Source organism: Paraburkholderia heleia NBRC 101817, assembly GCF_000739775.1.
GTDB lineage: Bacteria > Pseudomonadota > Gammaproteobacteria > Burkholderiales > Burkholderiaceae > Paraburkholderia > Paraburkholderia heleia.
The window spans coordinates 1-25,855 of the sequence record NZ_BBJH01000061.1; the positions used below are offsets into that span (position 1 = coordinate 1).

Genomic DNA, 25,855 nt, shown 5'->3' on the forward strand with positions numbered 1-25,855 from the left:
GCCGTGGGAATCTGCGGCGGCGCGCCCTCGGGGCCCGCCGTCGGCGGCGGCGCGGGCCGCGGCTCGTGCGAGGCGTCGCGCGCCACGCCGCTGCCCGCGTGCACACCAGACGGATGCGGATGGCCATACGGCTCCTCGACATCGCCGCTGCGCGAGGACATGTGCACCTGCATCTGCGGCACCGGCATCTCGATGCCGGCTTCGTCCATGTGGCGCTTCAGGCGCGCATTGAACGCCCGCGCCACGCTCCACTGCTGCAGCGGCCGCGTCTTGATCTGCCCTTTCACCACCATCCAGTTCGGGTCGAACCGGTCGAGCCCCCACACTTCCACGGGCCCGAGTATCTCGCGGCGATAGCGGAAGTCGGCCACGAGTTCCGCGCCGGTCTCGCGAATCATGCGCGTGACCGTATCGAGATCGACCGAGAACGGCACGCGCACTTCGAACACGGCAAACGCGAAGTCGCGCGAGAGGTTCTTCACGATCTTGATTTGCGAGAACGGAATCGCATGGATCGCGCCCTGCCCGTCGCGCAGCCGCACGGTGCGGATCGACAGATGCTCGACCGTGCCCGCATGGCCGTTGTCGATGTCGATCCAGTCGCCCACCGAAATCGTCTCCTCGATGATGATGAAAAGACCCGTGATGAGGTCGGCCACGAGCGACTGCGCGCCAAAGCCGATGGCAAGACCGATCACGCCCGCGCCGGCAAGCAGCGGCGTGACGTTGATGCCGAGATTCGCCGCGGTGACGATGCCGGTGATGGTCAGGATCGTGACGAGCACCGCATTGCGCACGAGCGGCAGCATGGTGCGCGCGCGCGTGCTGGGCGCGCGGCCCTTGGTGCGCGGACCGCTCGGATTGAGCGCTTCGAGAATCGCGGTATCGACCGTGATCCAGACGAGCCATGCGAGAAACACCGTCGACACGATCGCGAAAATGGCGTGCGCGATGCCGCGCGCAGCCACGCTCGCCTCGATGATCGCGGCGAGCGAGATGTCCCAGAGGCGCGCGCACGATTCGAAATACGCGAACCAGATGAACACCACGAGCAGCGTGCCGGCAAAGCGCAGCAGGCGCCGCAGATACGGCGAGCGCCGCCGCACGCGCGCGGGGTTCGGGCGCGTGATGCGCAGCACGACCGCCGAGAGGAAGAACGCGAGCACGAGCAGGAGGGCGGAGACTACGGAGATCTGCAGCACGTCGTCGCGGCTGCCGATGCCGCCGAACGTGGCGACGATCGACGCGCCGGCGAGCAGCAGCATCGGCAGTTGCCAGAGCGAGGCGAGCACGTCGAGGACTTCGGTGAGCGCCTTGTGGCCGTGGCGCAGCGAATAGCTGCGGTTGCGGATGAGATGCGCGACGGGTCGCCTGAAGCCGATGGCGAACACGGCCGTCAGCACCGCAGCCGCCATGTTCGCGGCAGTGCTCACCAGCGCGGCCAGATTCGCGCCCAACTGGCGCGCGACTTCGAAATTGGTCGCGGCGTCGCCGAGCGCGGCCAGCACGCCGATCGCGAAGAGCAGCCGGCGCGAGTGCGCGATCAGCAGGCGCACGGCCGCGCGCCGGTGCCCCGAGCCGAACAGCGAAAACATGATCAGGCAGATCGACGAGAACACCGCCCCTGCGACGATCGCGTAGGCGATCACGAGGGCGAGCGTGCGCCCGAGCGCGTCCGGCAGCGAGCGCTCGACCACGAGCGCGCCGATGAACGCCACGATCCACGGCGCCGCGCGATGGACGACGAAAATCAGCAGATCGACGGTGCGCGGATCGGGCCGCAGGCCGGTCTCGACATCGAATCGCCTGAGCAGCCGCCGCTCGATCCAGCGCAGCACCGCAGCGCATGCGCCCCAGCCGGCCAGCATGGCGAACAGGTCGAATACGATGCGGCCGAGGCTTTCGCCCTCCCCGCCCGAGGCGATGTCGTAGAGCTCGATGCCCGCCGCCCTGAAGCGCCCCGCCCAGTAGTGAAACGGACTGCGGCCGCGGCGTGCGTCGGCCTCGACCGAGGCGAGCCCCGACGCGATCGCGCCCAGCAACCCCGCGTTCGCCGCCGCGCCCGAAGCGGGCGCGGGCGCCACGTTTTGCGACGCGCTGCGCAGCTTCTTGAGCTGATTCAGGAGCGCGGTGCGCTGGCGCTCGTTGTCGAGCGTATTGATGACGCTGTCGAGCGAGCGCGTGAACTCAGCCTGGCTCGCCGGTGACGGCGCCGAGGCCGCCTCGGCCGCCGACGCCCCCGAGGCAGCCGCCGGGGCCCCGGTGATGATGCTCTTGAGGACCGGCAGCACGGGCGCCGGCGCGGCCTGCGCGGCGGCCCGCAGCGGCATGGCGAGGCACACCGCAAAGCATACGGGGAGCATGAGCGCACGAAGAAGCACGCGAAAAAGCGCGCGCACACACCAGCGCGCCGGCGCGGCGCGCGAAAGAAGTGCACGATCCGCCGCACCGAAGCGCATGCGCGACGGTTCGGCGCCCGCGCCATCGCGTCCGATGCTGGAATTCATGGCGGAGGGGCAAAAACAGGACGTTCCAGTTTAGCCGCACTCCGCCTCCCCGCGCCGCGCGCGTACGTAACAGTTTGTCAGCGCGCGCGGCGCACCGCCCGGCGCCTCAGTAGGCCACCGTTGCGATCTGACGAATGAAGCGGCCCTGCTCCAGTTCGTCGACGAAGGCGATTGCGTAGTCCTCGGCCGAAATGCGGCTTTCGCCCTTCGCATCGGCGATCAGCGTATTGGCGCCCGTGCGGAACGTGCCCTTGCGCTCGCCGGGCGCGATGATCGCGGCCGGCGCGAAGCAGGTCCAGTCGATGTCGGTGACCGTGCGGTAGTAGTCGTACGCATCGCGATGGGCGAGCGCGATCGCCTTGTAGGCGTCGGGGAAGCCTTCGGCATCGACGAGCGGCTTGCCGGGCGCGACCTCAAGCGAGCCGGCGCCGCCCACCACCACGAGACGCTCTAGCCCGGCGGCGCGCATGCCTTCCACGAGCGCGCGGCTCGCGACCAGCAGATCGCCGGGCTGATCCTTGGGCGGCGCGTAGGCGCTCGCCACCACGTCGTGGCCGCGCACCGCGGCGGCGACGCTCGCCGCGTCGAGCAGGTCAGCCTTCGCCGCGTGGATGTTCGGGGCGGCCGCCACGCGCTCGGGCTGGCGCGCGAGCGCGCTCACCTCGTGGCCGCGGCGCGCCGCTTCTGCCGCAATGCGCGAGCCGACCATGCCCGTTGCGCCAAAGAGGGCGATTTTCAGCGTCTTGCTCATGAACTGACTCCTGTTTTCCGTATTTATGTAACTAACAAAGTTACATTTCAGGGGTAAAAAGACGGGGCAATGCCCCGCTGATGATTTCGGCAGCGCGCCTTCCGTTCAGGCTCGCCGCGCCCGCGTGCGTTCGAGCTTGCGCTCGCTGCGCGCCATGTCGTCGACGACGTCCGCCAGCGTGCGGGTGGCGAGCGACGCCTCCATGGCGCGCTGTGCGTCGTCGATCACGCCGCGCAGCGTCTGCTGGATATGGCGTCCGACGAGGCAGGCCGGATTCGGCTCCTCGCGGTGCATGGCGAACAGCTGCGCGTCGTCGACCGCGTGGTAGACGTCGAGCAGCGTGATCGCATGCGGCTCGCGCGCCAGCAGCGCGCCGCCGCCCGCGCCCAGTTGCGACGTCGTGAGGCCCGCGCCGGCAAGCATCGACAGAAGCCGGCGAATCAGCGCGGGATTCGTGTTCACGCTGCCCGCGATGATCTCCGACGAAAGCGGCACGCCCTCCTGCTGCGCCAGCAGCGCGAGCACGTGAACGGCAAAAGCGAAACGGCTACTCGTATTCACGGCGAACCTGCCACTGCTGAGCGGCGCACGCATGGACCGAACCACGCGTGCCGATAAGTGTAACCATCATAATTACATTAATTCCTGGCGTCAACCGTTCAACCCGGCGCGCATGGCCGCGGCATTATTTAGAGGCATCCGATGCCGGCGCCGACGCGGCGGCGTTGCTCGCCCAGCGTTGCAACGAGTGCCCCGCGTTCGTCAAACCGGTGCCGGTGGCCGCGGCGGCCTGGCCGAGCAAGGCTTGCGCCGTGCTTGCCGCGCCGCGCAACTGGCCCTGCGCCGCCGAAGCCAGTTCGGCTGTGGATGCGCTCGCCTGCTGACCTTGCGAGGCCGCCGAATCGAGCTTCTGCTGGGCGGCACCGAGTTGCTGGTTCACGAAGCTCGCGGCCTTGCCGAGCGTTTGCGCCGCCTGCTGCGCGGCCTGGTTGGCGGCGTCCTGCGTAGCCTGCTTCACGGCGTCGGCGGACTGCTTGCCCAGATCGGGCGCGGAAGCGTCGTGCTTGTTACAGCCTGCGGCGAGCGCCGCGCACACGAGCAGGGAGGCAAGCGTCAGCCTTTGCGTCGAAACCTTCGAATACATGGTCATCCTGAAAAATTCGCCGCATGAAGCGGCTTGCATAGATGAAAACGCGGCAATGATACGCCGTCGCGCAACACCGATTCTGACGAAATGACCGAAAAGCCCGCACGCTCGAAAAGCGGCCGCGACACCGCGCTCGCATCGGCGCTCAATACCGTCGAGCGCGCCTCGCGCGCGAGCGCTTCGAGCCGCGCCAGCAACGCCGTCGCGAGGCCGCGGCGCGACCACGCCGGCGCGACGTAGAGCATCTCGACGTGATCGAGCGGAAAGAGCTGCCCGAATGCCGCTACCGCGCCGTCATGATGCGCCACGAGCGTGACGCCGCGCGCAAGGCGCGCGTCGAAGTCCGCGAGATCGTCGGCGGCCGCAGCCCACGCGCTGCGCTGCACTGCGTCGTAGCGCGAGGCCGCGAGCGTGGTCACGGCCGCGCGAAACAAGGCGGCCAGCGCGCTCGCATCGCGCCCCGGCACGTAGCGCCGCCAGCCGATGGTTTGCAGGGCGTCGCCCGCGACGCCCTGCTTTGCGAAATCGTCAAACATGATGGGGTAGACTGCCTGGGCGCACGATCTGTTCCACCTTCCCCCTCCGGAGACACACGATGGCCGTCAAGAAGATCCTGTTCCTCACCGGCGATTTTGCCGAAGACTATGAAACGATGGTGCCGTTCCAGGCGCTGCAGGCCGTCGGCCACCGCGTCGACGCGGTATGCCCGGGCAAGAAGGCTGGCGAGCGCGTGAAGACCGCCATCCACGACTTCGAGGGCGATCAGACCTACACCGAAAAGCCGGGGCACCAGTTCGCGCTCAACGCGACTTTCGACGAAATCGACGCCGCCAGCTACGACGCGCTCGCCATTGCGGGGGGACGCGCGCCCGAATACCTGCGCCTCGACCCGAAGGTCATCGAGATGGTGCGTCACTTCGCCCAGGCGAACAAGCCCATCGCGGCGATCTGCCATGCAGCCCAGCTGCTCGCCGCGGCCGAGGTGATCCGCGGCAAGCGCATTTCAGCCTATCCGGCCTGCGCACCCGAGGTACGGCTCGCAGGTGGCGAATACGCCGACATCGCCATCGACAGCGCCGTGACGGACGCGCCCTTCGTCACCGCGCCGGCGTGGCCCGCTCATCCCGAATGGCTGCGCCAATTCCTCGCGCTCCTCGGGACGCGCATCGAGCCGTGAGCGAGCGCTGATCCACGCCCGCGCCGCACCTGCCTTGTACGGGGTGCGGCGCGCGAGCGCCGCCAATTCGGACTGGTCCGATATCACCGCTTCGCCTCGCCGGCCAGAATAGCCGCCGTTTATCGTGGAGTACGGAGTGCGTGTCGTGGACCTAACGAGCTGGCTAGTGATGCTCGCGGTCGCCCTGGCGGCGATCCTCTTTTTTTGCAGGCGCGGCTGCGGCAAAGGCAGCCTGACCGACCGGGCGCGCCACGTGCGCGGCACGCGTCTGCTCCTGCAGGGGGCGCTTGCGCTGTGGGCAGCACTGCTCATGCTCGTGCGCAGCTTCGTCTTGCCGTTCGGCATCGCCATCAGTCATCACGCCATGCTGGCCATGGCGCTGGCGCTTGCCGGCGTGGGCGCCGTCTGGACGTTTCGCGCGCGCCGCCTCTTCAAGCCCCGCCGCATCTTTGGCACGTCATAAGCGCGCTCGTCTGGAGTGTCTCGAGTGGTCTTAAGCGCCTGCCGGTGGCCGTAACGCCGTTGCGGGTGCCGTCCGCAATTCGCTTCGCACGCTGTCCTTCGCGCTCGCGCCACCTGCGTCATCGCTCGCGCCATATCCGCCAGGGCCGCCGGGCGACGCTTCCGGACGCTCCGCGCGTTCGAGCGCGCTGATGATCTGCTCTGCGTCGCCGGGCAACGGCGGCGCGACCGCAAGCGCATCGGGCAGCGACAGATAGAACGTCGTCCCCTCGCCTTCCGTCGACTCCACCCAGACACGCCCGCCGTGCCGCTCCACCACGCGGCGCACGAGCGCGAGCCCGATGCCCTCGCCCGACGCCACATTGCCGTGCATGCGCTGGAACGCCTGGAAGAGCCTCGGCAGGCCCACCTCGGGGATGCCAAGCCCGTTGTCGCGCACGTAGAAAATCTGCAGCGATTCCACGCCCGGCGGCGCATGCGCCGTGCCGATCTCGATGCGGCCGTCGCGCGCCGGATCGAGATAGTTGAGCGCGTTGCCGATCAGGTTTGCAAACACCTGCTCTAGCGCCGTCGGATCGCCCCATACGTCGGGCAGCGTTTGCACGCTGACCTGGGCACCGCGTGCGCGGATCGAGGCGTGCATCGCGTCGACGACACGCTGCACCAGCTCCTGCACGCTCACGCGCTGCCGCCGGTACTCCACGCGGCCCACGCGCGCGAGCCGCAGCAGCGCGTCGATGATGTGCGATGCGCGCAGCACGGCCGTCTGCAGATAGCGCAGCGCCTCGCCGATATCCTCGTTGATGGTGCGCTCGATGCGCGCGCGCGCCTGCGGTGAAAGCGATGAATTCGAGATGCGCTCGCGCAGGTCGTCGCACGCGTGATTGAGCTCGCGCGAGAAGCCCTGCAGGTTCACGAGCGGCGCGCGCAGATCGTGTGACACGCCGTGGATGAACATCTCGTTTTCCTGCGTCTGCTGACGCAGGTTTTCGTTGATGCGCGCGAGTTGGTCCGCACGCCGCGCGAGGTCGGCTTGAAAACCGAGGCGCAGCCGCTCGGCTTCGATCAGCTGCTGGCTGATCTGATGCAGCGTGAGGTCGAGTTCGGCGATTTCGTCGTTGCCCGCCGTGAGCGGCGCGAGCGGTTCGTTTGCGGCCAGCCGGCTCGCGTTGTCGGAAAGCGCATCGAGCCGCCCGCGCACGCCGCGCGTAAAGACCCAGACGGCAAGCGCGACCAGCACGATCGAGCCGAGCACGGCTGTCATCACGAGGGTCTGCTGCTGGGCGCGCGCCGCTTCTGCGGCGGATACCCGCAACACGTCGAGGCGGCGCTCCTCGGTCTGGAACGAGGCGATCTGCGCGCGCACGCGGTCGAGCACGTCGGCGGCCATGAGCGCGCGAAAGCGCTCGGCGAGGTCGGCGCGGCGGCCCGAGCGCAAGAGATCCTGCACGCGGTCCGACCATTGGCGATAGTTCTGCACGGCGTGGCGAATCTGCACGGCGCGCTCGACCTGCGAGGGATTATCGGCGACGAGATCGACGAGCCGGTCGATGCGGCGGTCCACGTCCATCCACATCGAAACCGGTGTGGAGTAGCTCGTGTCGTTGGCCGCCACCGCACCGCGCAGCTCGACCGACTCGACCAGCACCGGTTCGAGCACCCGTGACGCCTGCGCCAGCACGGCCTGACCATGCTGGCCCCAGCGCTCCGCGGCGGCGGCGTCGGCCTCCGCCTTCACGATGGCCGACAGCAAGCTCAGCTCGAATACAGCGGGAATCGCGATCAGCAGAAGCCCTTTGGTCGTGAGGCGCATTGCGTGGCGGGTACCGGGCGACCGGACGCGCATGAGGTGGCAATCCGGCCATTATGTCGGCGTTTGCGCCCTATGTGCGCCCGAAGTGTATCCCTCACGAAGGCGCGAGATATTTTCGATTTACCGACAATTTGATGATCCGGAAAGGAAAAGCGAATCAATCGCCCAATTATGGCGCGCGATTTCCCCACCTTTGCGCGCAAGTCCCGGATTTGCGCCGAATTTTGGTGCACGCGCCCCAGATACCGGCAACTGTGTGGGCGACACGGCATCGGCTTTTTTCCGCGTCGGTGCACGGCCGCACCGGCTTGACGCCTGTTGCGGCCACGAATTCACCAGTTTGGCGCTGAAGCTGGCCCACAACTTGCTCTCTATGCGCCCATTTTGGGCAAACTGGGCACGCCAGATGGACAATCTCAAGACCGGTACCGACACGCTATTCCTGCTGCTGGGCGCCGCCATGGTGCTCGCCATGCACGCGGGTTTCGCGTTTCTCGAACTCGGCACCGTACGCAAGAAGAACCAGGTCAATGCGCTCGTGAAGATCCTCGTCGATTTTTCGATTTCGACGATCGCCTACTTCTTCATAGGCTATACGCTCGCCTACGGCGTGCAGTTCTTCTCGCACGCCGACGTGCTCGCCGAGCACAACGGTTACGCGCTCGTGCGCTTCTTCTTCCTGCTCACCTTCGCGGCAGCCATCCCGGCCATCGTGTCGGGCGGCATTGCCGAGCGTTCGAAGTTCAATCCGCAGCTGTTCGCGACCTTCGTGATCGTCGGCTTCCTCTACCCGTTTTTCGAGGGGATGGTGTGGAACAACCGCCTCGGTTTCGAAGACGCGATGACGCACGTGTTCGGCGTGCCGTTCCACGACTTCGCGGGCTCGGTGGTGGTCCACGCGTTCGGCGGCTGGATCGCGCTGCCGGCCGTGCTGCTGCTCGGGCCGCGCCACGGCCGCTACACGCGCGACGGCCGTGTCGCCGCGCATCCGCCCTCGAACATCCCGTTCCTCGCGCTCGGCGCATGGGTGCTTGCGGTGGGCTGGTTCGGCTTCAACGTGATGAGCGCGCAAACCATCGACAAGATCAGCGGTCTCGTCGCCGTCAACTCGCTCATGGCGATGGTGGGCGGCACGCTCGCCGCGTGGTTCGCGGGCCGCAACGATCCGGGCTTCACGTATAACGGGCCGCTCGCGGGGCTCGTGGCCGTGTGCGCGGGCTCGGACATCATGCATCCGCTCGGCGCGCTCGTGACGGGGGCGGTTGCCGGCGCGCTGTTCGTCTACATGTTCACCTGCGTGCAGAACCGCTGGCGCATCGACGACGTGCTCGGCGTGTGGCCGCTGCACGGCCTGTGCGGCGCGTGGGGCGGCATCGCCGCGGGTATCTTCGGCCAGCGCTGGCTCGGCGGGCTCGGCGGCGTCTCGTTCGGCGCGCAGATCGTCGGCACGCTGGCGGGCATCGTGATCGCCTTCCTTGGCGGCCTCGTGGTGTACGGCCTGCTGCGCAAGTTCGTCGGACTGCGCATCGACCGCGAGCAGGAATTCAACGGCACCGACCTGTCGATCCACAAGATCACGGCCACGCCGGAACGCGAAACGGTCTCCTGACCGGCGCGCAATACGACCCAGCGCGACCCTGCGGGCGGCGCCCTGCCGCCCGCACGCCGTACGCATCACTAACGGACCCTCAAAGCTGGCCCATGCCGCCGGCGACGATCACCTCGGTACCGACCATGAAAGCCGATTCGGCTGCGCTCAGATGCAGCACGGTCGAGGCGATCTCCTCCACCGTCGCAAAGCGCCTGAGCGGCACCAGCGCGCGAATCGACTCCTCGGCTGCCGCGAGCGCGGCGGCGTCCATGCCGAACTTGTTGTAGAGCGGCGTCTTCACGGGGCCGGGGCTCACCACGTTCACGCGAATGCCGCGCGGTAGCAGTTCGGCCGAGAGCGTCTTCGCGAACGAGATCAGCGCCGCCTTGCTCGCCGCATACACCGACGAAGTGGGCATGCCGATATGCGCGTTGATCGAGCCGTTGAGCACGACGGCCGCACCGTCGTTGAGCACCGGCAGGAGCGCCTGAATCTGGAAATACGCGCCCTTCACGTTGGTGTCGAAGGTGACGTCCCAGAGCGCTTCGTCCACTTGCTCGAACGGGGCGAGCTTCGCCACGCCCGCGTTGATGAACACCGCATCGAGGCGCAGGCCCGCGTCGCGCACGGCGGCCGCCAGTTCGCGTGCGCCGGTGAGCGAGGCGGCGTCGTTGCGCCAGGCGTGCGCTTTCGCGCCGAGCGCGCGGCGCGCGGCTTCGAGGCCGGCTTCATCGCGGCCAGTGACGATCACGTGCGCGCCTTCGGCGGCATAGGCAAGCGCCGCAGCGAGGCCGATGCCGCTGGTTCCGCCGGTGACGAGGACAGTTTTGTTGGCAAAGCGGTTCATGACGTTCTCCTTGAAGGGGATAGTCTCGATCGGAGACTGTGATGCCATGTTGCCGGACGAAGGGCTGCCTGCCGTACGACGGTCCTGGCGCAAACGTTCGAAACTATCGAACGTCTGTGTCATGCCTGCGGGCAGCCGGCTTCATCCCGTGACCTCGATCCCGTCGACGAGGCGCCTGGCAAGACGCGGCTCGCGCAGCCGGTCGATCCACCATTGCAGTGCGCGCCCCACGTGTTCGCCGCGCCACGCGACATACAGCATGTTCGGCTCGCGCGGGTTCGCCGTGGCCTTCTCGATCAGTTCGCCGCGCTCGATCAGCCTCGCCGCGCGCTGCCGCGGCACCCAGCCCACGCCCAGGCCCTCGCGCTGCGCGAGGATCTTGGCGCGCATCGACGGCACCGCCAGCACCTCCTGGCCCCCGAGCAGCCCGTAGCCGCGGCCCGGCGCGTGCCGCGCCGAATCGCCGACCGCCACGCCGCGCTCGGCGAGCATGCGCTCGCGGGTGAGCGGCCCCTTCTCGCGCGCAAGCCGATGGCGCGGCGCGACCGCGAACACCCACTCCATCACGCCAAGTTCGAACCAGTGCAGGCCGTCGATGGCGGGCGGCTCGTTGGTCGCGCCGACGACCAGATCGGCGCGGCCGTCGCGAAGGGCCTCCCAGGTGCCGGAGAGCACTTCGTGTGTGAACCGCAGCTTGACGCCCGACTTCAGCGCATCGAAATCGCGGACCACCGGCATCAACAGCTCGAATTCGAGAATCTCGTCGGTGACGATCCACAAGCGGTCCTCCCAGCCGTTCGCCACCTGCCGCACGCGCTGCGTCATGCGCGCGACGTCCTGCATCAGGCGGCTCGCCTCCTCGGCGAGCAGATGCCCGGCCGGGGTGAGCTGCAGCCGGTAGCGCCGGCGGTCGAAGAGGAGCGCGTCGAAGCGCGCCTCGAGTTGGCGCGCGGCATGGGAAATCGTGGAAGGCGCCTTGTTCAGACGTGCCGCCGCGCGCGACAGGCTGCCGGTTTCGCGGATGGCATCGAGCAGCGCCAGTTCCTCTTCGGAGAGCATGTGCGACTCCATCGAACGGGTGATCAGACGATGGTATGGCAGAAACGGGGCGTGAGTCCGGCTATGTGTCGCCGTCTGCGGGTAGCGGTTAACGTCCCGATAGGCAAGGCGCTCAAACGTCAGTTGCGGGAGCGCTTTAGCGGCGAGGTCGCCTGATCGACCGCTGATCGCGGGTTGCCGTGGGTTGCCGTGAGTGTCCGTGTGCAGGCGGGCGGAAAAAAAGGCGCCACGTTCGCACGTGGCGCCTTGAAAAGTTCTAGCCATTCCGAGGGCCGTGCTAGAACCTGAGAGACGGTATCCGGCTGCGCCGTGCCATCGGAAAAACAACTCGTAATTATGCGAAATGCATAGCGCGAGGCACATTAAAACCCCGCAATTTTGCAGGGTTGGGCGAATTACCGAAATCGGATTCCATTTTTTACCTATGTGCTGACTAAGTCAAGCAAAATCTCGCCAAAATACGCTAATCGTCGAGCTTCTGGCGCCCACTACAATCATCTGATAATTTGCGCCATGATTTAGAGCGCGCGGCGTTGATCGAACGCAAACGATCGTACCGCGGCACGCCCGCGCTGACTTTGTCACGCCCCGCGCGAAATCTCAAATCTGAAATCCTGTTTCGGAAAATTGTCCTGCCAATGACTTCCGCCCCCGATTCGCGCCATCCCGACGACACGCCGCGAGATAAAGACGGCGGCGCCGACGAAGTGACGGCGCTCGCGCGCGGCCTTGCCGTCCTGCGCTGCGTCGCGGCCGCCGACGCGCCGCTGAGCAACCGCGAACTGACCGAGCTGACGGGCATCCCCAAGCCCACGCTTTCGCGCCTCACGGGCACGCTCGTGAGCACGGGCTTTCTCGCCCGGCTGCCCGACAGCGAACGCTTCGTGCTGACGTCTTCGGTGCTGGAGCTGTCCAACGGCTTCCTGCGCAACGCCGACATCCGCAGCCGGGCGCGGCCTTTTCTCTCGCGGCTGGCCGAGCGCACCGCGCTCTCGGTGCACCTCACCGTGCGCGACCGTCTGGACATGGTCGTGATCGACGCGATCCGCCCGCGCACCGCCGTGCTCGTCACGCGCCTCGAGGTCGGCTCGCGCATCGACATGGGCCGCACTGCCGTCGGGCGCGCCTACCTCGCTGCGCTCGACCCGCACGCGCGCGCCGAACTCGCCGCCGCGCTGCAGGCCTCGACCGGCAACGACTGGGGCGTCTTCGGCAGCCGGCTCGACGCCGCGCTCGCCGAGACCGCCGCCCACGGCTACGGGCTCGCGATCGGCGAGTGGTACGAGGGGCTCAACGCCATCGCCACGGCATTCGCGGGTCCCAATGGCGAGATCTACGCCATCAACTGCGGCGGCGCCGCGCAGCAGTGCCCGCGCGAGTGGCTCGTCAGCCACGTCGTGCCGCTGATGCGCGAATGCGTCGCGGGCATCGTCGACGAGATCGGCGGCGCCCTGCGCCTGCCCCGCGCGACCTGACAGCAGCAGCGCCTGCGCCTTACAGGAGACACACGAAGGGTGTAACGCTCGTAACGTCTCGAAAGAAACGGCACTGGACTGTAACGAAGCGGGCAACGTAGCATCATGCTTTTTGGCGGCAGGGGCCAGCTGCGCCGCCGCCCTTCGCCCGTCACGCGAGCCAGCCGCCGGCGACCCCGTCCATGCCCGTGAGCGCATGGCGCGGGATCGGGCCGCAGCGCGGCGCGTCCTGACATCCTGCTTGCGCACGACCTGCGTAGCATCGGCGCGCGCCCGCTGCGCCGGCTCCGTGCGCTTTTTTTGCGTGCGCTTTTTGCTCGCACTTCGCGGCCGGCGCCCTGTGCGCTCAGCCAGGCGCCTTCGAGAACCCCGCTTCGAGAACCTGTTACCGACCTGACCGATGGATCAACAAGAAAAGCGCCCGGATTCCCCCCGTAACGAAACGCCGCCGCAGTCCCCCGCTCCGGTCGCCGCGAGGCGCGGCAGGGGCAAGTTCATTGTGCTGGGTGTGGTCGTCGTGATCGCCGGCATCGTGCTCGCGCGCTGGCAGCCATGGAACAAGGCGCTCCCGGGCGGCAACGCCACCCCGGCGGCCGGCGCGCGCATGCGTCACGGCGGTCCGGGCGCCATGGCCGCCATGCCGCAGCCCGTGAGCGTGGCCACGGCGAAGGCCGGCGACATGCCCATCGTCATCACCGCGCTCGGCACGGTCACGCCGCTTGCCGACATCACGGTGCGCACACAACTATCCGGCACGCTTCAGGAGGTCTACTTCCAGGAAGGCCAGATGGTGAAAAAGGGCGACGTGCTCGCGCAGATCGACCCGCGCCCGTACCAGATCTCGCTCGCCAACGCCGAAGGCCAGCTCGCCCGCGACGAGGCGCTGCTCGCCACGGCGCGCCTCGACCTCAAGCGCTACCGGACGCTGCTTTCGCAAGACTCGATCGCGAGCCAGCAGGTCGACACGCAGACCTCGCTCGTCAAGCAGTACGAGGGCACCGTGAAGTCCGATCAGGCCAGCGTCGATACCTACAAGCTCGACCTGACCTACGCGCGCATCACGGCGCCCGTATCGGGCCGCGTGGGGTTGCGCCAGGTCGATCCGGGCAACTACGTGACGCCCGGCGACACCAACGGCATCGTCGTGCTCACGCAGCTCGAGCCGATCAGCGTGATCTTCACGACCTCGGAGGACAATCTGCCTCCCATCATGAAGCAGCTGCGCGCGGGCACGAAAATGCCGGTCACGGCCTACGACCGCAGCAACACCACGATGCTCGAAGCCGGGTCGCTCCAGACCATCGACAACCAGATCGACACCACCACGGGCACCGTGAAGCTGCGCGCAAGCTTCACGAACCACGAACAGGCGCTCTTCCCGAACCAGTTCGTCAACGCGCGCCTGCTCGTCGATACGATCCACGACGCCGTGATCGTGCCCACTTCGGCCGTGCTCAACGGCTCGCAAGGGCAGTACGTCTACGTCGCGCAGCCCGACAACACGGTGACGGTGCGGCTCGTGAAGGTCGGCCCCGTCGATGCCGAGCGCACCAGCATCGCCTCGGGCCTCGCCGTGGGCGAGCGCGTGGTGACCGACGGCTCCGACCGTCTGCGCGAAGGCGCGAAGATCACGATTCCGGCCGAACATCCGCAGCACGCGAAGGGAGCGTCGGGCGCCGCCGGCGCGAATGGCGCCTCGTGGGCCGGCGCGGCCTCGGGCGCGCGCCATGGCCACCGCCACGCCTCGCAGACGCAAGCCCAGTAAGCCAGCATGAATCCATCCCGCGCCTTTATCCTGCGGCCGGTCGGCACGGCGCTGCTCATGGCGGCGATCATGCTGGTCGGCCTCGTCGCGCTGCGTTTCCTGCCGCTTTCCGCCCTGCCCGAAGTCGATTACCCGACCATTCAGGTGCAGACCTTCTACCCGGGCGCGAGCCCGGATGTCATGACGTCTTCGGTCACGGCACCGCTCGAACGCCAGTTCGGGCAAATGCCGTCGCTCAACCAGATGTCGTCGCAAAGCTCGGCGGGCTCCTCGGTCATCACGCTGCAGTTCAGCCTCGATCTGCCGCTCGACGTGGCCGAACAGGAAGTGCAGGCCGCCATCAACGCGGCGGGCAACCTGCTGCCCTCGGACCTGCCCGCGCCGCCGATCTACGCCAAGGTCAACCCCGCCGACGCGCCGATCCTCACGCTCGCGATCACCTCGAAAACGCTGCCGCTCACGCAGATCCAGGATCTCGCCGACACGCGCCTCGCGCAGAAGATTTCGCAGGTGGCGGGCGTGGGCCTCGTGAGCCTGTCGGGCGGCCAGCGCCCCGCGGTACGCATCCAGGCCAACCCGCGCGCGCTCGCGGCCTACGGCCTGAATCTCGACGACCTGCGCACGAGCATCTCGAACCTGAACGTCAACACGCCCAAGGGCAACTTCGACGGCCCCACGCGCGCCTACACGATCAACGCGAACGACCAGCTGACCGACGCCGACGCCTATAAGGACGCCGTGATCGCCTACCGCAACGGCCGCCCCGTCATGCTCACCGACGTCGCGAACATCGTGCAGGGCGCGGAAAACACCAAGCTCGGCGCGTGGGCCAACGGTACGCCCGCGATCATCCTGAACGTGCAGCGCCAGCCGGGCGCGAACGTGATCCAGGTGGTGGACAGCATCAAGGCGCTGTTGCCGCAATTGCAGGAATCGCTGCCCGCTTCGCTCGACGTGCAGATCGTCACCGACCGCACCACCACGATCCGCGCCTCGGTGCGCGACGTGCAGTTCGAGCTGCTGATGTCGGTGGTGCTCGTGGTGCTCGTGATGTACCTGTTCCTCGCGAATATCTACGCCACGATCATTCCGAGCCTTTCGGTGCCGCTCTCGCTCATCGGCACGCTCGCAGTCATGTACCTGTGCGGCTTCTCGCTCGACAACCTGTCGCTGATGGCGCTCACCATCGCAACCGGTTTCGTGGTGGACGACGCCATCGTCATGATCGAGAACATCGCGCGCTACGTGGAGGCGGGCGACCCACCGCTCGAAGCAGCGCTAAAGGGCAGCAAGCAGATCGGCTTCACCATCATCTCGTTGACGGTGTCGCTCATCGCCGTGCTGATTCCGCTGCTTTTCATGGGCGACGTGGTGGGCCGCCTGTTCCACGAGTTCGCCATCACGCTCGCGGTGACGATCGTGATCTCGGCCGTGGTCTCGCTCACGCTCGTGCCGATGATGTGCGCGAAGATGCTGCGCCACACGCCGCCGCCCGAAAGCCACCGCTTCGAGGCGCGCGTGCATGCGTTCTTCGACTATGTGATCGGCCGCTATGGCGTGGCGCTCGAATGGGTGCTCGCGCGCCAGCGCCTCACGATGATCGTGTTCCTGATCACGCTCGTGCTCACGGGCATGCTTTACGTGGTCGTGCCCAAGGGCTTTTTCCCCGTGCAGGACACGGGCGTGATCCAGGCGATCACGCAGATGCCGCAATCGGTGTCGTATGCGTCGATGGCCGAGCGCCAGCAGGCGCTGGCCGCGCAAATTCTCAAGAACGACAACGTCGAAAGCCTCACCTCGTTCATCGGCGTCGATGGCACCAACATCACGCTCAACAGCGGCCGCATGCTCATCAACCTGAAGCCGCGCGACGACCGCAGCGAAACGGCGAGCGAGATCATCCGCGACCTGCAAAAGAGCGTGGCCCACGTACCGGGCGCGACGCTCTACATGCAGCCGGTGCAGGACCTCACGATCGACTCGACGGTAAGCCCCACGCAGTACCAGTTCATGCTGACCACGCCGAACATCCAGGACTTCACGACCTGGGTGCCGAAGCTCGTGCAGCGCCTGCAGCAACTGCCCGAACTCGCGGATGTGGCGACCGACCTGCAGGACCAGGGCAGCTCCGTGTTCATCGAGATCGACCGCGCAAGCGCGGCCCGCTATGGCATCACGCCAGCGACGGTGGACAACGCGCTCTACGACGCCTACGGCCAGCGCATCATCTCGACGATCTTCACGCAGTCGAACCAGTACCGCGTGATTCTCGAAGCCGATCCGGTCTTGCAGCACTACACCGACGCGCTGAACTCGATCTATCTGCCCTCCTCGACCTCGACCACGGGCCAGGTGCCGCTCTCGGCCATCGCGAAGTTCCACGAGCGGCCCGCGCCGCTGCTCGTCACGCATCTCTCGCAGTTCCCGGCCACGACAATCTCGTTCAATCTGGCGCCGGGCTCCTCGCTCGGCGCGGCCGTGAAGGCGATCCAGCAGGCGGAAAAGGACATCGGCCTGCCGGGCTCGTTCCAGACGCGCTTCCAGGGCGCCGCGCTCGCGTTCCAGGCGTCGCTGTCCAACGAGCTGTTCCTGATCCTCGCGGCCATCGTCACGATGTACATCGTGCTCGGCGTGCTGTACGAGAGCTTCGTGCACCCCATCACGATTCTCTCGACGCTGCCATCGGCCGGGATCGGCGCGCTGCTCGCGCTCATCCTGACCGGGCACGACCTCGACATCATCGGCATCATCGGCATCGTGCTCCTGATCGGCATCGTGAAGAAGAACGCCATCATGATGATCGACTTCGCGCTCGAGGCCGAGCGCCAGGAAGGCAAGCCGCCGCGCGAGGCGATCTACCAGGCGTGTCTGCTGCGCTTCCGGCCGATCATGATGACGACAATGGCGGCGCTGCTCGGTGCCTTGCCGCTGATTCTCGGCTACGGCGCGGGCAGCGAGCTGCGCCGGCCGCTCGGCATCGCGATTGCGGGCGGCCTGATCGTGAGCCAGGCGCTCACGCTCTTTACGACGCCTGTGATCTACCTCGCGTTCGACCGGATTGCGCGGCGTCTGCGCCAACGCTTCGGCAGCGGGTCGCACGGCGCGGCGTCGTCTTCGTCGGAGAGCTGACGCGATGAATCTCTCGCGCCCGTTCATCTCCCGTCCCGTCGCGACCACGCTGCTCGCCATCGGCATCGCGCTGGCCGGCCTGTTCGCGTTCGCGAAGCTGCCGGTCGCGCCCCTGCCGCAGGTGGACTTTCCGACCATCTCCGTGCAGGCCACCTTGCCGGGCGCGAGCCCCGAAACGGTGGCAACCAGCGTGGCGAGCCCGCTGGAGCGGCACCTGGGGTCGATCGCCGACGTCACGGAGATGACCTCGCAAAGCTCGGTGGGCAGCACGCGCATCACGCTGCAATTCGGCCTGAACCGCGACATCGACGGCGCGGCGCGCGACGTGCAGGCGGCGATCAACGCCGCGCGCGCGGACCTGCCCACGAGCCTGCGGCAAAACCCGACCTACCACAAGGTCAACCCCGCCGACGCGCCGATTCTGATTCTCGCGCTCACCTCGCCCACGCTTTCCGCGGGCCAGCTCTACGACTCGGCGGCCACGGTGCTGCAGCAGTCGCTCTCGCAGGTGGACGGCGTGGGCGAAGTCGACGTGAGCGGCTCGGCGAATCCGGCCGTGCGCGTGGAGCTGGAGCCGCACGCGCTCTTTCACTACGGCATCGGCCTCGAAGACGTGCGCGCCGCGCTCGCCTCGGCCAACGCGAACAGCCCGAAGGGCGATATCGAATTCGGCCCGCAGCGCTTCCAGCTCTACACCAACGACCAGGCAAGCAAGGCGAGCCAGTACAAGGATCTCGTGATCGCCTACCGCAACGGCGCGGGCGTGAAGCTCTCGGACGTGGGCGAAGTCGTCGATTCGGTGGAGGACCTGCGCAACATCGGGCTCGCCAACGGCAAGCGTTCCGTGCTCGTGATCCTCTACCGCCAGCCGGGCGCGAACATCATCGAGACCGTGGACCGCGTGGTCGCCATGCTGCCGCAGCTCAAGGCGTCGCTGCCCGCCGACGTCGAGGTGACCCCGACATCCGACCGCTCGGTCACGATCCGCTCCTCGCTCAAGGACACCGAGCGCACGCTCATGATCGCCGTGGCGCTCGTCGTGATGGTGGTGTTCCTGTTCCTGCGCAACTGGCGCGCGACGCTCATCCCGAGCGTGGCCGTGCCCGTCTCGATCGTCGGCACCTTCGCGGCGATGTACCTGATGGGCTTCTCGCTCGACAATCTCTCGCTGATGGCGCTCACCATCGCGACCGGCTTCGTCGTGGACGACGCCATCGTCGTGCTGGAGAACATCTCGCGGCATATCGAAAACGGCGTGCCGCGCATGCAGGCGGCGCTGCTCGGCGCGCGCGAGGTGGGCTTCACGGTGCTCTCGATCAGCGTGTCGCTCGTCGCCGTGTTCCTGCCGATCCTGCTGATGGGCGGCATTGTCGGGCGCCTGTTCCGCGAGTTCGCGCTCACGCTCTCGCTCGCCATTGCGGTGTCGCTCGCCGTCTCGCTCACGCTCACGCCGATGATGTGCTCGCGCCTGCTCGAAGAGGCGCACGAGAAGAAGGCGGAAGGCCGCTTCGCGCAGTGGCTCGAACGCGGCTTCCTGCGCATGCAGGGCGGCTACGAGCGCACGCTCGGCTGGGCGCTGGCGCATCCGTTCGTCATCCTGCTCACGCTCGTCGCGACCATCGCGCTGAACGTCGCGCTCTACGTGGTCGTGCCCAAGGGCTTCTTCCCGCAACAGGACACGGGGCGCCTGATCGGCGGCATCCAGGCCGACCAGTCCACTTCGTTCCAGGCGATGAAGGTGAAGTTCGCCGAGATGATGCGCATCGTGCAGGCGAACCCGGCGGTGGAATCGGTCGCGGGATTCTCAGGCGGCCGCGCGACGAACTCGGGCTTCATGTTCGTCTCGCTCAAGCCCAAGAGCGAGCGCAAGATTTCCGCCGACGAGGTGATCGCGCAACTGCGCGGACCGCTCTCGAACGTGGCGGGCGCGCGCACCTTCCTGCAAGCGGTGCAGGATATTCGCGTGGGCGGCCGGCAGTCGAACGCGCAGTACCAGTTCACGCTGCTCGGGGACAACACCGCCGACCTCTACAAGTGGGGGCCCAAGCTCACCGAGGCGCTGCAGGCACGCCCCGAACTCGCCGACGTGAATTCGGACCAGCAGCAAGGCGGCCTCGAGTCGATGATCAACATCGACCGGCAGAGCGCCGCGCGCCTGAACATCACGCCCTCGCAGATCGACAACACGCTTTACGACGCCTTCGGCCAGCGCCAGGTCTCGACGATCTACAACCCGCTCAACCAGTACCACGTCGTGATGGAAGTCGCGCCGAAGTACTGGCAGAGCCCCACCATGCTCAACGAGATCTGGGTGAGCACCTCGGGCGGCACGGCGAGCGGCGCGCAGAGCACCAACGCGACGGCGGGCACGGTGACGGGCCCCACCACCGCCTCGGCGGGCGGCACGGCCGCCACCACGGCGTCGAGCGCCGCGGCCATCGCCGCCGACTCCGCGCGCAACCTGGCGACCAACTCGCTCGCCGCGAGCGGCAAGTCGAGCGCGTCGTCGGGCGCGGCCGTCTCCACGTCGAAGGAGACCATGGTGCCGCTCTCGTCGATCGCCTCGTTCGGCCCCGGCACGACGCCGCTTTCGGTGAATCACCAAAGCCAGTTCGTGGCCTCGACGATCTCGTTCAACCTGCCGCCCGGCAAATCGCTCTCCGACGCCACCCAGGCGATCTACGACACGATGGGCGAGATCGGCATGCCCGCGACGATTCACGGCAGCTTCCAGGGCACGGCGCAGGCGTTCCAGCAGTCGCTCGACAACCAGCCGCTGCTGATTCTCGCGGCGCTCGCGGCCGTGTATATCGTTCTGGGCATTCTGTACGAGAGCTACATCCACCCGCTCACGATTCTCTCCACCCTGCCCTCGGCGGGCGTGGGCGCGCTGCTCGCGCTGCTGCTCTTCAAGACGGAGTTCAGCATCATCGCGCTGATCGGCGTGATTCTGCTGATCGGCATCGTGAAGAAGAACGCGATCATGATGGTGGACTTCGCGATCGAGGCATCGCGCCAGGGCCTGAGTTCGCGCGATGCGATCTATCAGGCCTGCCTGCTGCGCTTCCGGCCGATCATGATGACGACCTGCGCGGCGCTGCTCGGCGCGTTGCCGCTCGCGTTCGGGCGCGGCGAAGGCGCGGAGCTGCGCGCGCCGCTCGGTATCTCGATCGTGGGCGGTTTGATCGTGAGCCAGATGCTCACGCTCTATACGACGCCGGTGGTGTACCTGTACATGGACCGGCTGCGTGTGTGGTGGGATGCGAAGCGCGGACGCGGAGCACCCGCGGCGCAGGTTGAGTGAGTGAGCGTTCCTGCAGCAAAAAGCGGCCGAAGCGTGGCTTCAGCCGCTTCTTCTATGCACGTGCGCTTCGAGGCCCGCGCTGGCGCAAATGCGCAGGCAGGCAACGCACGATCAGATGCAGCACCAGCGGCACGATGATGCCGTCGTCCACGACACCGGCGAGCGGCATCGCGATATTGAACGGGTCGAGGGCATAGAGCGCGAGCAGCGCCGTAGCAGGCACGAGCCACACGGGACGCCCCGGCTGGCGCAGCGCGTGCCACAGCACGCGCGCATCGCCCTTCACTACATGCCATAGCAACGCGATACGTTTCATCTGCTTTCTCCTTGCGCGCGCGGCGAGCCCCGCTTATGCCGGGATTCAGCGATAACTCGCGATAGCTCGCGACAACTACTGCTGCGGATGCTGCGCGGCCCACTCCTTCACGGCACGCAACGTGTTCGTCACATGCTGGTCCGGCGACAGGCTCGTGTATTCGTAGATGATCTTGCCGTCCGGCGCGATCACATACGACACGCGATTGGCCATCGACGCGTGCATCGGCATCGACGCGTCGTACGACCTGATGATCTTCGAGTCCTCGTCGGCGGCCACGGGGAACTTGCTGCGGCACTCGCTCACCGAAAACTTCGTGAGCGTGCCGATGTTGTCGTGCGAAACGCCGATCACGGTCGCGCCGTACTGCTTGTACTGATCGACCGCTTCCGCGAATTCATGCGCCTCGATCGTGCAGCCCTTCGTGAACGCGGCCGGATAGAAGTACACCACCACCGGCCCCTTCTTGAGCTCCGAAGCGAGCGAATAGGTGTATGTCTTGCCGCCCAGCGATGCCTGGGTCGTGAAGTCGGGTGCGGAATCGCCCGGCTTGAGAGTTGCCTCGGCAGACAGGGTAAAGAGCGCAAGTCCGGCGCAGACGAGCGCCGCGGCTCCCGCCGCAAAGAACCTCGGTTTCATGTCGAATGTCCTCGAGTGGAATCGCCACGCCGGCGCGCGTTTTGCCCGCGCATTGTGCCCGTCACGCAAATGAGACGCATCACGGCACGCAGCCGGCGATGTCGATATTGGAGCACACAATCGCGGCGCCCGCAGCGTGCCCCGGCGCGAACCTTACAGTCTCGCTTCAACCCTCGGCGTAGGCCGTGAACCACGCGCCGGCCCACAGGTTCAACTCGCCGAGCAGCGGCGGCGTGAGCGCGTTGAACATGCCGCCCGCCTCGCGCGCGAGGCGCTGTGCACCGTCGTGGTCGCCGCGCTCGGCCGTGGTTGCGATGCGCAGCAGCGTGCCGAGCGCGCCGCGATGACCGTCCACGGCCTCGACGATCTCGCGAGCAAGGCCGAGACGATCGAGCGTGTGCTCAGGCGTCGAGCCCACCAGCACGTGCACGAGCGAGAAGATGCCGGTCATGAAGGCGGCATCGGCGAAATCGGGGTCCTGCGGGCTCAGGCTGCGCGCGGCAAGCTCCATGAAGTGCGAGCGCGTGCCCGCGAGCTGCACGAGCGGGTCCGAACCCCAGGGCAGGTCGCGTCCGCTCGCGTAGAGCAGCAGTTGCGCCCAGCGCGCGATCTGGCGCGTGCCGGCCGCGAGCACCGCCTCGCGCAGCGACGAAATCGGCCGTCCCGGCGAGTACGCGCTCGAATTGACGAGACGCAACAGTTGCACCACTACGCCGGGGTGGCTGCGCAACTCGCGCTCGAGTTCGGCGGTGCCGACGTCGTTGGCCACCAGCGCGAGCAGGCGCACGAGCGCAAGGCGCGAAGCGCGCACGCGCGGCGCGCGCAGCACCTGCGGGCGCGCGAAGAAGTAGCCCTGAAAAAGCTCGAAGCCGAGCGACGACGCGAGTTCGAAGTCCTCGCCTGTCTCGACCTTCTCGGCGATCAGCGTCTTGCCGTGCGCGGCGAGGCTCGCGACCAGCCCGGGCAGCGCCGCGCGCTCGGTCTGCATCAGGTCGACCTTGACGATGTCCGCGTAGGGCAACGCGCGCAGGAGGTTCTCCGTGATCTCGCACACGTCGTCGAAAGCGATGCGGTAGCCGGCGCGGCGCAGTTGTGCGAGACGCTCCAGAACCGCGGCGTCGAAGCGCACGTGTTCGAGCACCTCCAGTACGAAGCGGCCCGGCGGCAGCAGATGCACGATGTCGTCGAACAGCAGCTCGCGGCTGATGTTGACATAGCCGTAGTGACGGCCGAGCACCGCGGGCACGCCGAGCTGGCCGATCGTGCGCGTCATCACCTGGGCCGTGGCAAGCGCGTCGTCGTCGATGTCCGCGCGGTTCTGCGCGCCGCCGCGAAACAGCAGCTCATAGGCGTTGAGTGCGCCATGGCGATCGAGAATAGGCTGCCGCCCGAGATAGACGAACGGCTGCGGACCGGTTGATGACCCGGGCGCAAGGCCGGGTTGTGAAGCTGACGGCATAGATGGCGCGGAACCAGGGGTGCCCCTGCCCGCATCGTCTCGCGCAGCCTCGCTTGCCGGCGCGGCAAACGCTGACGATGAATCGGACATGGCGGATGACTCGTACGGATGGAATAGCCGGTAATGGCCGCCGAGGCGCCGGGCCGCCCCTGCGGCCGGCAAGACGGGCGCTGCACGCGCCGACCCATTGCGCATGGCGAACGGCGTCTCGACCGGCGCCACTTTAACCGAATCTGGACGCCGCCGCACCGATCTCCCGTCACGTTTATGCGTCAGGTGCCTTTTCGGTCGCCGCGGCTAAAGATTTCGCGTCCGGGGTCGATAACCTGCTCTGATGGGCGTCTTCAGCCGGACCTGGAAACCGGCCGACGCCACAGACAAACCAAGGGTTGCCAGCGACAGACATGGAAGCGAACAGGATCTCCGCGCCCCGCCAGGGCTGGTTGCGCACGGTCATCGACCGGCTTTGCGCGCTTGCCGGCACCAGGGGTATCGCCGGCGACCCGCCCGTGCCCCGCGACGCGAACGCGCCCCATGCCGCGCATGCACCGCGCGCAGCCGACCACGAAGACAAAGACGCCGCAACGCCCGCCCCCGCTTCGCCTCCCGCTGCCGAACCCGACTACCCCGACGCCGTTTCGCTCTCGTTCGAGAACACAGCCGCCGCGGTGGACTTCCTCGTGCACGTGGACGAGGGGCTCCACTTTCTCTACGTCTCCGACGCGAGCCTGCGCTTCGCGGGGTATCACCGCGAGTTCCTGCTCGGCTCCACGCTCGCCGACGTCGTCGCGCCCGGGCATCACGAACGCCTCGATGCGCTGATCGCACGCGCCGCGCACAGCGGCGCCGTGGAAAAAGACACGATCGACCTCGTCAAGGCGCTTACCTACCCGCTTCCCGTGGAGCTGCGCGTGCAGCGCGCCCAGTATGGCGGGACGGCCGGCTTCGCCGTGGCGGGCTTCGACGTCTCCGGCTGGCAGGGCACCGAAGCCGCGCTCACCCACGCGCTCCATCACGACCCGCTCACCGGCCTGCCCAACCAGACTGCGCTCGCGCCCGCGCTGCAGCGCGCCCAGGCCGACGCGGACCATTTCGGCGTGCCGGTGGCGCTGCTGCTGCTCGACCTCGACGACTATCAGCGCGTGAACCGCGCGCTCGGCTACGATGCCGGCGACGAGCTGCTGCGCGAGACCGCGCGGCGCCTCACCCACCTCGCGCTGCAGGGCGAAACGATCGCGCGCATCGGCAGCGACGAGTTCGCCATCCTGATCACGCCGCAACGCCACACCGCACCCGACGAAGTGCGCGCCGCCGCCGAAACGCTCGGCCGGCGCCTGCTCACCTCCATCCTGCAGCCGTACTCGTTTCGCAACCAGCCCGTGCACCTTTCGGCGAGCATCGGCATTGCGTTCCATCCGGACCAGCGCCCGCACGCCGCCGGCGCGAACAAGGCCGACGGCGGCGCCGACTCCACGCCGCTCATCCGCCGCGCGGATCAGGCGCTCCAGCAGGCCAAGGCGATCGGCGGCAACACGCTGACGTTGCATGTGCCCGACGACGATCCCACCGACGCCATGCGCCTGAAGCTGGAGTCGGACCTCTACGACGGTGTGCGCAACGGCGAATTCTCGCTACACTTCCAGCCCATCACGAGCAGCGCGTCGCGCGGCGTGGTCGGCGTGGAGGCATTGATCCGCTGGCAACATCCATTGCACGGTCTCGTGCCGCCTTCAACGTTTATTCCACTTGCGGAATCCGTCGGCCTGATTAATTATCTCGGCAATTGGGTTTTGAAGGCTGCCTGTATGCAACTGACCCAATGGGACGAGCAAGGCATCGAGCTGCAGTACGTGGCGGTCAACGTATCGCCCCAGCAGTTCCGCAATCCGCGGTTCAGGGAAAGTGTCGAGGAGGCGATCGAGCTCACGGGAGTCGATCCGGGCCGGCTCGTGTTCGAGATCACCGAAAGCCTGCTCATGCACGATCCGCAACATGCGAAAACGCTGCTCGAAGAGCTCACCTCGCTTGGCATTCGCTTCGCGGTGGACGACTTCGGCACGGGGTATTCGAGTCTTGCGTATCTGCAGCGCTTCCCGCTCTCGAAGTTGAAGATCGACCGAAGCTTCGTCGAGAACCTCATCACTTCGCGCAATGATCAGGCGATCGTCAACGCGGTGGTGGGGCTCGCGCGTACGCTCGATCTCGAACTCGTGGCCGAGGGCGTGGAGACGGAAGCGCAGCGCGAGCTGCTCACGAACATGGGTTGCGAGCATATCCAGGGATGGCTCGTCTGCAAGGCGCTGCCTTCGGAAGAATTGCAGCAGCGCTTCGTTTCAGGTGCGTTGCACGTGCACGAGGTGCAATGATGCGGGCGGCGCAAACAGCAGGGCTTTCGCGAAATTGACATGGTTCAG

At 67.2% G+C, this 25,855-nt stretch carries 19 protein-coding genes; 8 read left to right on the forward strand and 11 right to left on the reverse strand.

Features of this window, described 5'->3' with window-relative positions:
* The 5 genes from BHE01S_RS33875 to BHE01S_RS33895 form a co-directional block, all read right to left on the reverse strand.
* A partial coding sequence (locus tag BHE01S_RS33875) for a mechanosensitive ion channel family protein (RefSeq protein ID WP_042272352.1) occupies positions 1 to 2,507 on the reverse strand: 2,507 nt, incomplete at its 3' end.
* A gap of 106 nt (positions 2,508 to 2,613) precedes the next feature.
* On the reverse strand, positions 2,614 to 3,258 hold the full coding sequence (locus BHE01S_RS33880) for an NAD(P)-dependent oxidoreductase (protein WP_042272354.1): 645 nt from the start codon (positions 3,256 to 3,258) through the stop codon (positions 2,614 to 2,616).
* Positions 3,259 to 3,363: 105 nt separating this feature from the next.
* Positions 3,364 to 3,819 carry an Rrf2 family transcriptional regulator gene (locus tag BHE01S_RS33885; RefSeq protein WP_042272448.1) on the reverse strand — a complete coding sequence of 152 codons (456 nt, stop codon included), beginning with the start codon at positions 3,817 to 3,819 and terminating at the stop codon, positions 3,364 to 3,366.
* Between the two features lie 124 nt (positions 3,820 to 3,943).
* On the reverse strand, positions 3,944 to 4,402 hold the full coding sequence (locus tag BHE01S_RS33890) for a hypothetical protein (RefSeq protein WP_052406230.1): 459 nt from the start codon (positions 4,400 to 4,402) through the stop codon (positions 3,944 to 3,946).
* 2 nt (positions 4,403 to 4,404) lie between these two features.
* A complete protein-coding gene (locus tag BHE01S_RS33895; RefSeq protein WP_042272360.1) occupies positions 4,405 to 4,941 on the reverse strand; it encodes a GNAT family N-acetyltransferase in 537 nt (178 codons plus the stop codon).
* 59 nt (positions 4,942 to 5,000) lie between these two features.
* On the opposite strand from BHE01S_RS33895, the gene BHE01S_RS33900 reads away from it, so the two are divergent.
* Both BHE01S_RS33900 and BHE01S_RS33905 read left to right on the forward strand, forming a co-directional pair.
* Positions 5,001 to 5,582, forward strand: a complete 582-nt coding sequence (locus BHE01S_RS33900; RefSeq protein ID WP_028204790.1) for a DJ-1/PfpI family protein — start codon at positions 5,001 to 5,003, stop codon at positions 5,580 to 5,582.
* A 145-nt stretch (positions 5,583 to 5,727) separates the two neighbouring features.
* Positions 5,728 to 6,045, forward strand: a complete 318-nt coding sequence (locus tag BHE01S_RS33905; protein WP_042272363.1) for a hypothetical protein — start codon at positions 5,728 to 5,730, stop codon at positions 6,043 to 6,045.
* Positions 6,046 to 6,075: 30 nt separating this feature from the next.
* Here the strand turns inward: BHE01S_RS33905 and BHE01S_RS33910 are convergent, their stop codons facing one another.
* Positions 6,076 to 7,857, reverse strand: coding sequence for a sensor histidine kinase (locus BHE01S_RS33910; protein WP_084069552.1), 1,782 nt, complete (start codon positions 7,855 to 7,857; stop codon positions 6,076 to 6,078).
* A gap of 406 nt (positions 7,858 to 8,263) precedes the next feature.
* Between BHE01S_RS33910 and BHE01S_RS33915 the strand changes: the two genes are divergently transcribed.
* Positions 8,264 to 9,466: an ammonium transporter gene (locus tag BHE01S_RS33915; RefSeq protein WP_042272366.1), complete on the forward strand. Its 1,203-nt coding sequence runs from the start codon at positions 8,264 to 8,266 to the stop codon at positions 9,464 to 9,466.
* A gap of 79 nt (positions 9,467 to 9,545) precedes the next feature.
* On the opposite strand, the gene BHE01S_RS33920 is transcribed toward BHE01S_RS33915, so the two are convergent.
* Both BHE01S_RS33920 and BHE01S_RS33925 read right to left on the reverse strand, forming a co-directional pair.
* Positions 9,546 to 10,295 carry an SDR family oxidoreductase gene (locus BHE01S_RS33920; protein WP_042272369.1) on the reverse strand — a complete coding sequence of 250 codons (750 nt, stop codon included), beginning with the start codon at positions 10,293 to 10,295 and terminating at the stop codon, positions 9,546 to 9,548.
* A gap of 141 nt (positions 10,296 to 10,436) precedes the next feature.
* A complete protein-coding gene (locus tag BHE01S_RS33925) occupies positions 10,437 to 11,354 on the reverse strand; it encodes a LysR family transcriptional regulator (protein ID WP_042272453.1) in 918 nt (305 codons plus the stop codon).
* Positions 11,355 to 11,992: 638 nt separating this feature from the next.
* Here BHE01S_RS33925 and BHE01S_RS33930 point away from each other — a divergent pair.
* The 4 genes from BHE01S_RS33930 (at position 11,993) to BHE01S_RS33945 (ending at position 21,027) form a co-directional block, all read left to right on the forward strand.
* Complete coding sequence (locus tag BHE01S_RS33930) at positions 11,993 to 12,829, forward strand: IclR family transcriptional regulator (protein ID WP_042272372.1); 837 nt, start codon at positions 11,993 to 11,995, stop codon at positions 12,827 to 12,829.
* 400 nt (positions 12,830 to 13,229) lie between these two features.
* Positions 13,230 to 14,594 carry an MdtA/MuxA family multidrug efflux RND transporter periplasmic adaptor subunit gene (locus BHE01S_RS33935; protein ID WP_042272375.1) on the forward strand — a complete coding sequence of 455 codons (1,365 nt, stop codon included), beginning with the start codon at positions 13,230 to 13,232 and terminating at the stop codon, positions 14,592 to 14,594.
* A gap of 6 nt (positions 14,595 to 14,600) precedes the next feature.
* Positions 14,601 to 17,723, forward strand: a complete 3,123-nt coding sequence (locus tag BHE01S_RS33940; protein ID WP_042272378.1) for an MdtB/MuxB family multidrug efflux RND transporter permease subunit — start codon at positions 14,601 to 14,603, stop codon at positions 17,721 to 17,723.
* 4 nt (positions 17,724 to 17,727) lie between these two features.
* Entirely contained in the window at positions 17,728 to 21,027 is a 3,300-nt protein-coding gene (locus tag BHE01S_RS33945) for an efflux RND transporter permease subunit (RefSeq protein WP_042272382.1), read from the forward strand.
* Between the two features lie 52 nt (positions 21,028 to 21,079).
* On the opposite strand, the gene BHE01S_RS33950 is transcribed toward BHE01S_RS33945, so the two are convergent.
* The 3 genes from BHE01S_RS33950 to BHE01S_RS33960 form a co-directional block, all read right to left on the reverse strand.
* Positions 21,080 to 21,343, reverse strand: coding sequence for a hypothetical protein (locus BHE01S_RS33950; RefSeq protein WP_042272384.1), 264 nt, complete (start codon positions 21,341 to 21,343; stop codon positions 21,080 to 21,082).
* 75 nt (positions 21,344 to 21,418) lie between these two features.
* Positions 21,419 to 21,982, reverse strand: a complete 564-nt coding sequence (locus BHE01S_RS33955) for a peroxiredoxin (RefSeq protein ID WP_042272386.1) — start codon at positions 21,980 to 21,982, stop codon at positions 21,419 to 21,421.
* Positions 21,983 to 22,148: 166 nt separating this feature from the next.
* On the reverse strand, positions 22,149 to 23,441 hold the full coding sequence (locus tag BHE01S_RS33960) for an EAL and HDOD domain-containing protein (protein WP_042272389.1): 1,293 nt from the start codon (positions 23,439 to 23,441) through the stop codon (positions 22,149 to 22,151).
* A gap of 404 nt (positions 23,442 to 23,845) precedes the next feature.
* On the opposite strand from BHE01S_RS33960, the gene BHE01S_RS33965 reads away from it, so the two are divergent.
* On the forward strand, positions 23,846 to 25,807 hold the full coding sequence (locus tag BHE01S_RS33965) for a putative bifunctional diguanylate cyclase/phosphodiesterase (protein WP_042272393.1): 1,962 nt from the start codon (positions 23,846 to 23,848) through the stop codon (positions 25,805 to 25,807).
* Positions 25,808 to 25,855 lie beyond the last annotated feature (48 nt).

Excerpts from the sequence above, each read along its gene's own strand:
- BHE01S_RS33940 (WP_042272378.1), top strand. The coding sequence starts at position 14,601 with ATGAATCCATCCCGCGCCTTTATCCTGCGGCCGGTCGGCACGGCGCTG.
- BHE01S_RS33925 (WP_042272453.1), bottom strand. The coding sequence starts at position 11,354 with ATGCTCTCCGAAGAGGAACTGGCGCTGCTCGATGCCATCCGCGAAACC.
- BHE01S_RS33945 (WP_042272382.1), top strand. The coding sequence starts at position 17,728 with ATGAATCTCTCGCGCCCGTTCATCTCCCGTCCCGTCGCGACCACGCTG.
- BHE01S_RS33890 (WP_052406230.1), bottom strand. The coding sequence starts at position 4,402 with ATGTATTCGAAGGTTTCGACGCAAAGGCTGACGCTTGCCTCCCTGCTC.
- BHE01S_RS33900 (WP_028204790.1), top strand. The coding sequence starts at position 5,001 with ATGGCCGTCAAGAAGATCCTGTTCCTCACCGGCGATTTTGCCGAAGAC.
- BHE01S_RS33910 (WP_084069552.1), bottom strand. The coding sequence starts at position 7,857 with ATGCGCCTCACGACCAAAGGGCTTCTGCTGATCGCGATTCCCGCTGTA.
- BHE01S_RS33930 (WP_042272372.1), top strand. The coding sequence starts at position 11,993 with ATGACTTCCGCCCCCGATTCGCGCCATCCCGACGACACGCCGCGAGAT.
- BHE01S_RS33965 (WP_042272393.1), top strand. The coding sequence starts at position 23,846 with ATGGAAGCGAACAGGATCTCCGCGCCCCGCCAGGGCTGGTTGCGCACG.
- BHE01S_RS33960 (WP_042272389.1), bottom strand. The coding sequence starts at position 23,441 with ATGCCGTCAGCTTCACAACCCGGCCTTGCGCCCGGGTCATCAACCGGT.
- BHE01S_RS33950 (WP_042272384.1), bottom strand. The coding sequence starts at position 21,343 with ATGAAACGTATCGCGTTGCTATGGCATGTAGTGAAGGGCGATGCGCGC.
- BHE01S_RS33920 (WP_042272369.1), bottom strand. The coding sequence starts at position 10,295 with ATGAACCGCTTTGCCAACAAAACTGTCCTCGTCACCGGCGGAACCAGC.
- BHE01S_RS33935 (WP_042272375.1), top strand. The coding sequence starts at position 13,230 with ATGGATCAACAAGAAAAGCGCCCGGATTCCCCCCGTAACGAAACGCCG.
- BHE01S_RS33880 (WP_042272354.1), bottom strand. The coding sequence starts at position 3,258 with ATGAGCAAGACGCTGAAAATCGCCCTCTTTGGCGCAACGGGCATGGTC.
- BHE01S_RS33895 (WP_042272360.1), bottom strand. The coding sequence starts at position 4,941 with ATGTTTGACGATTTCGCAAAGCAGGGCGTCGCGGGCGACGCCCTGCAA.
- BHE01S_RS33955 (WP_042272386.1), bottom strand. The coding sequence starts at position 21,982 with ATGAAACCGAGGTTCTTTGCGGCGGGAGCCGCGGCGCTCGTCTGCGCC.
- BHE01S_RS33915 (WP_042272366.1), top strand. The coding sequence starts at position 8,264 with ATGGACAATCTCAAGACCGGTACCGACACGCTATTCCTGCTGCTGGGC.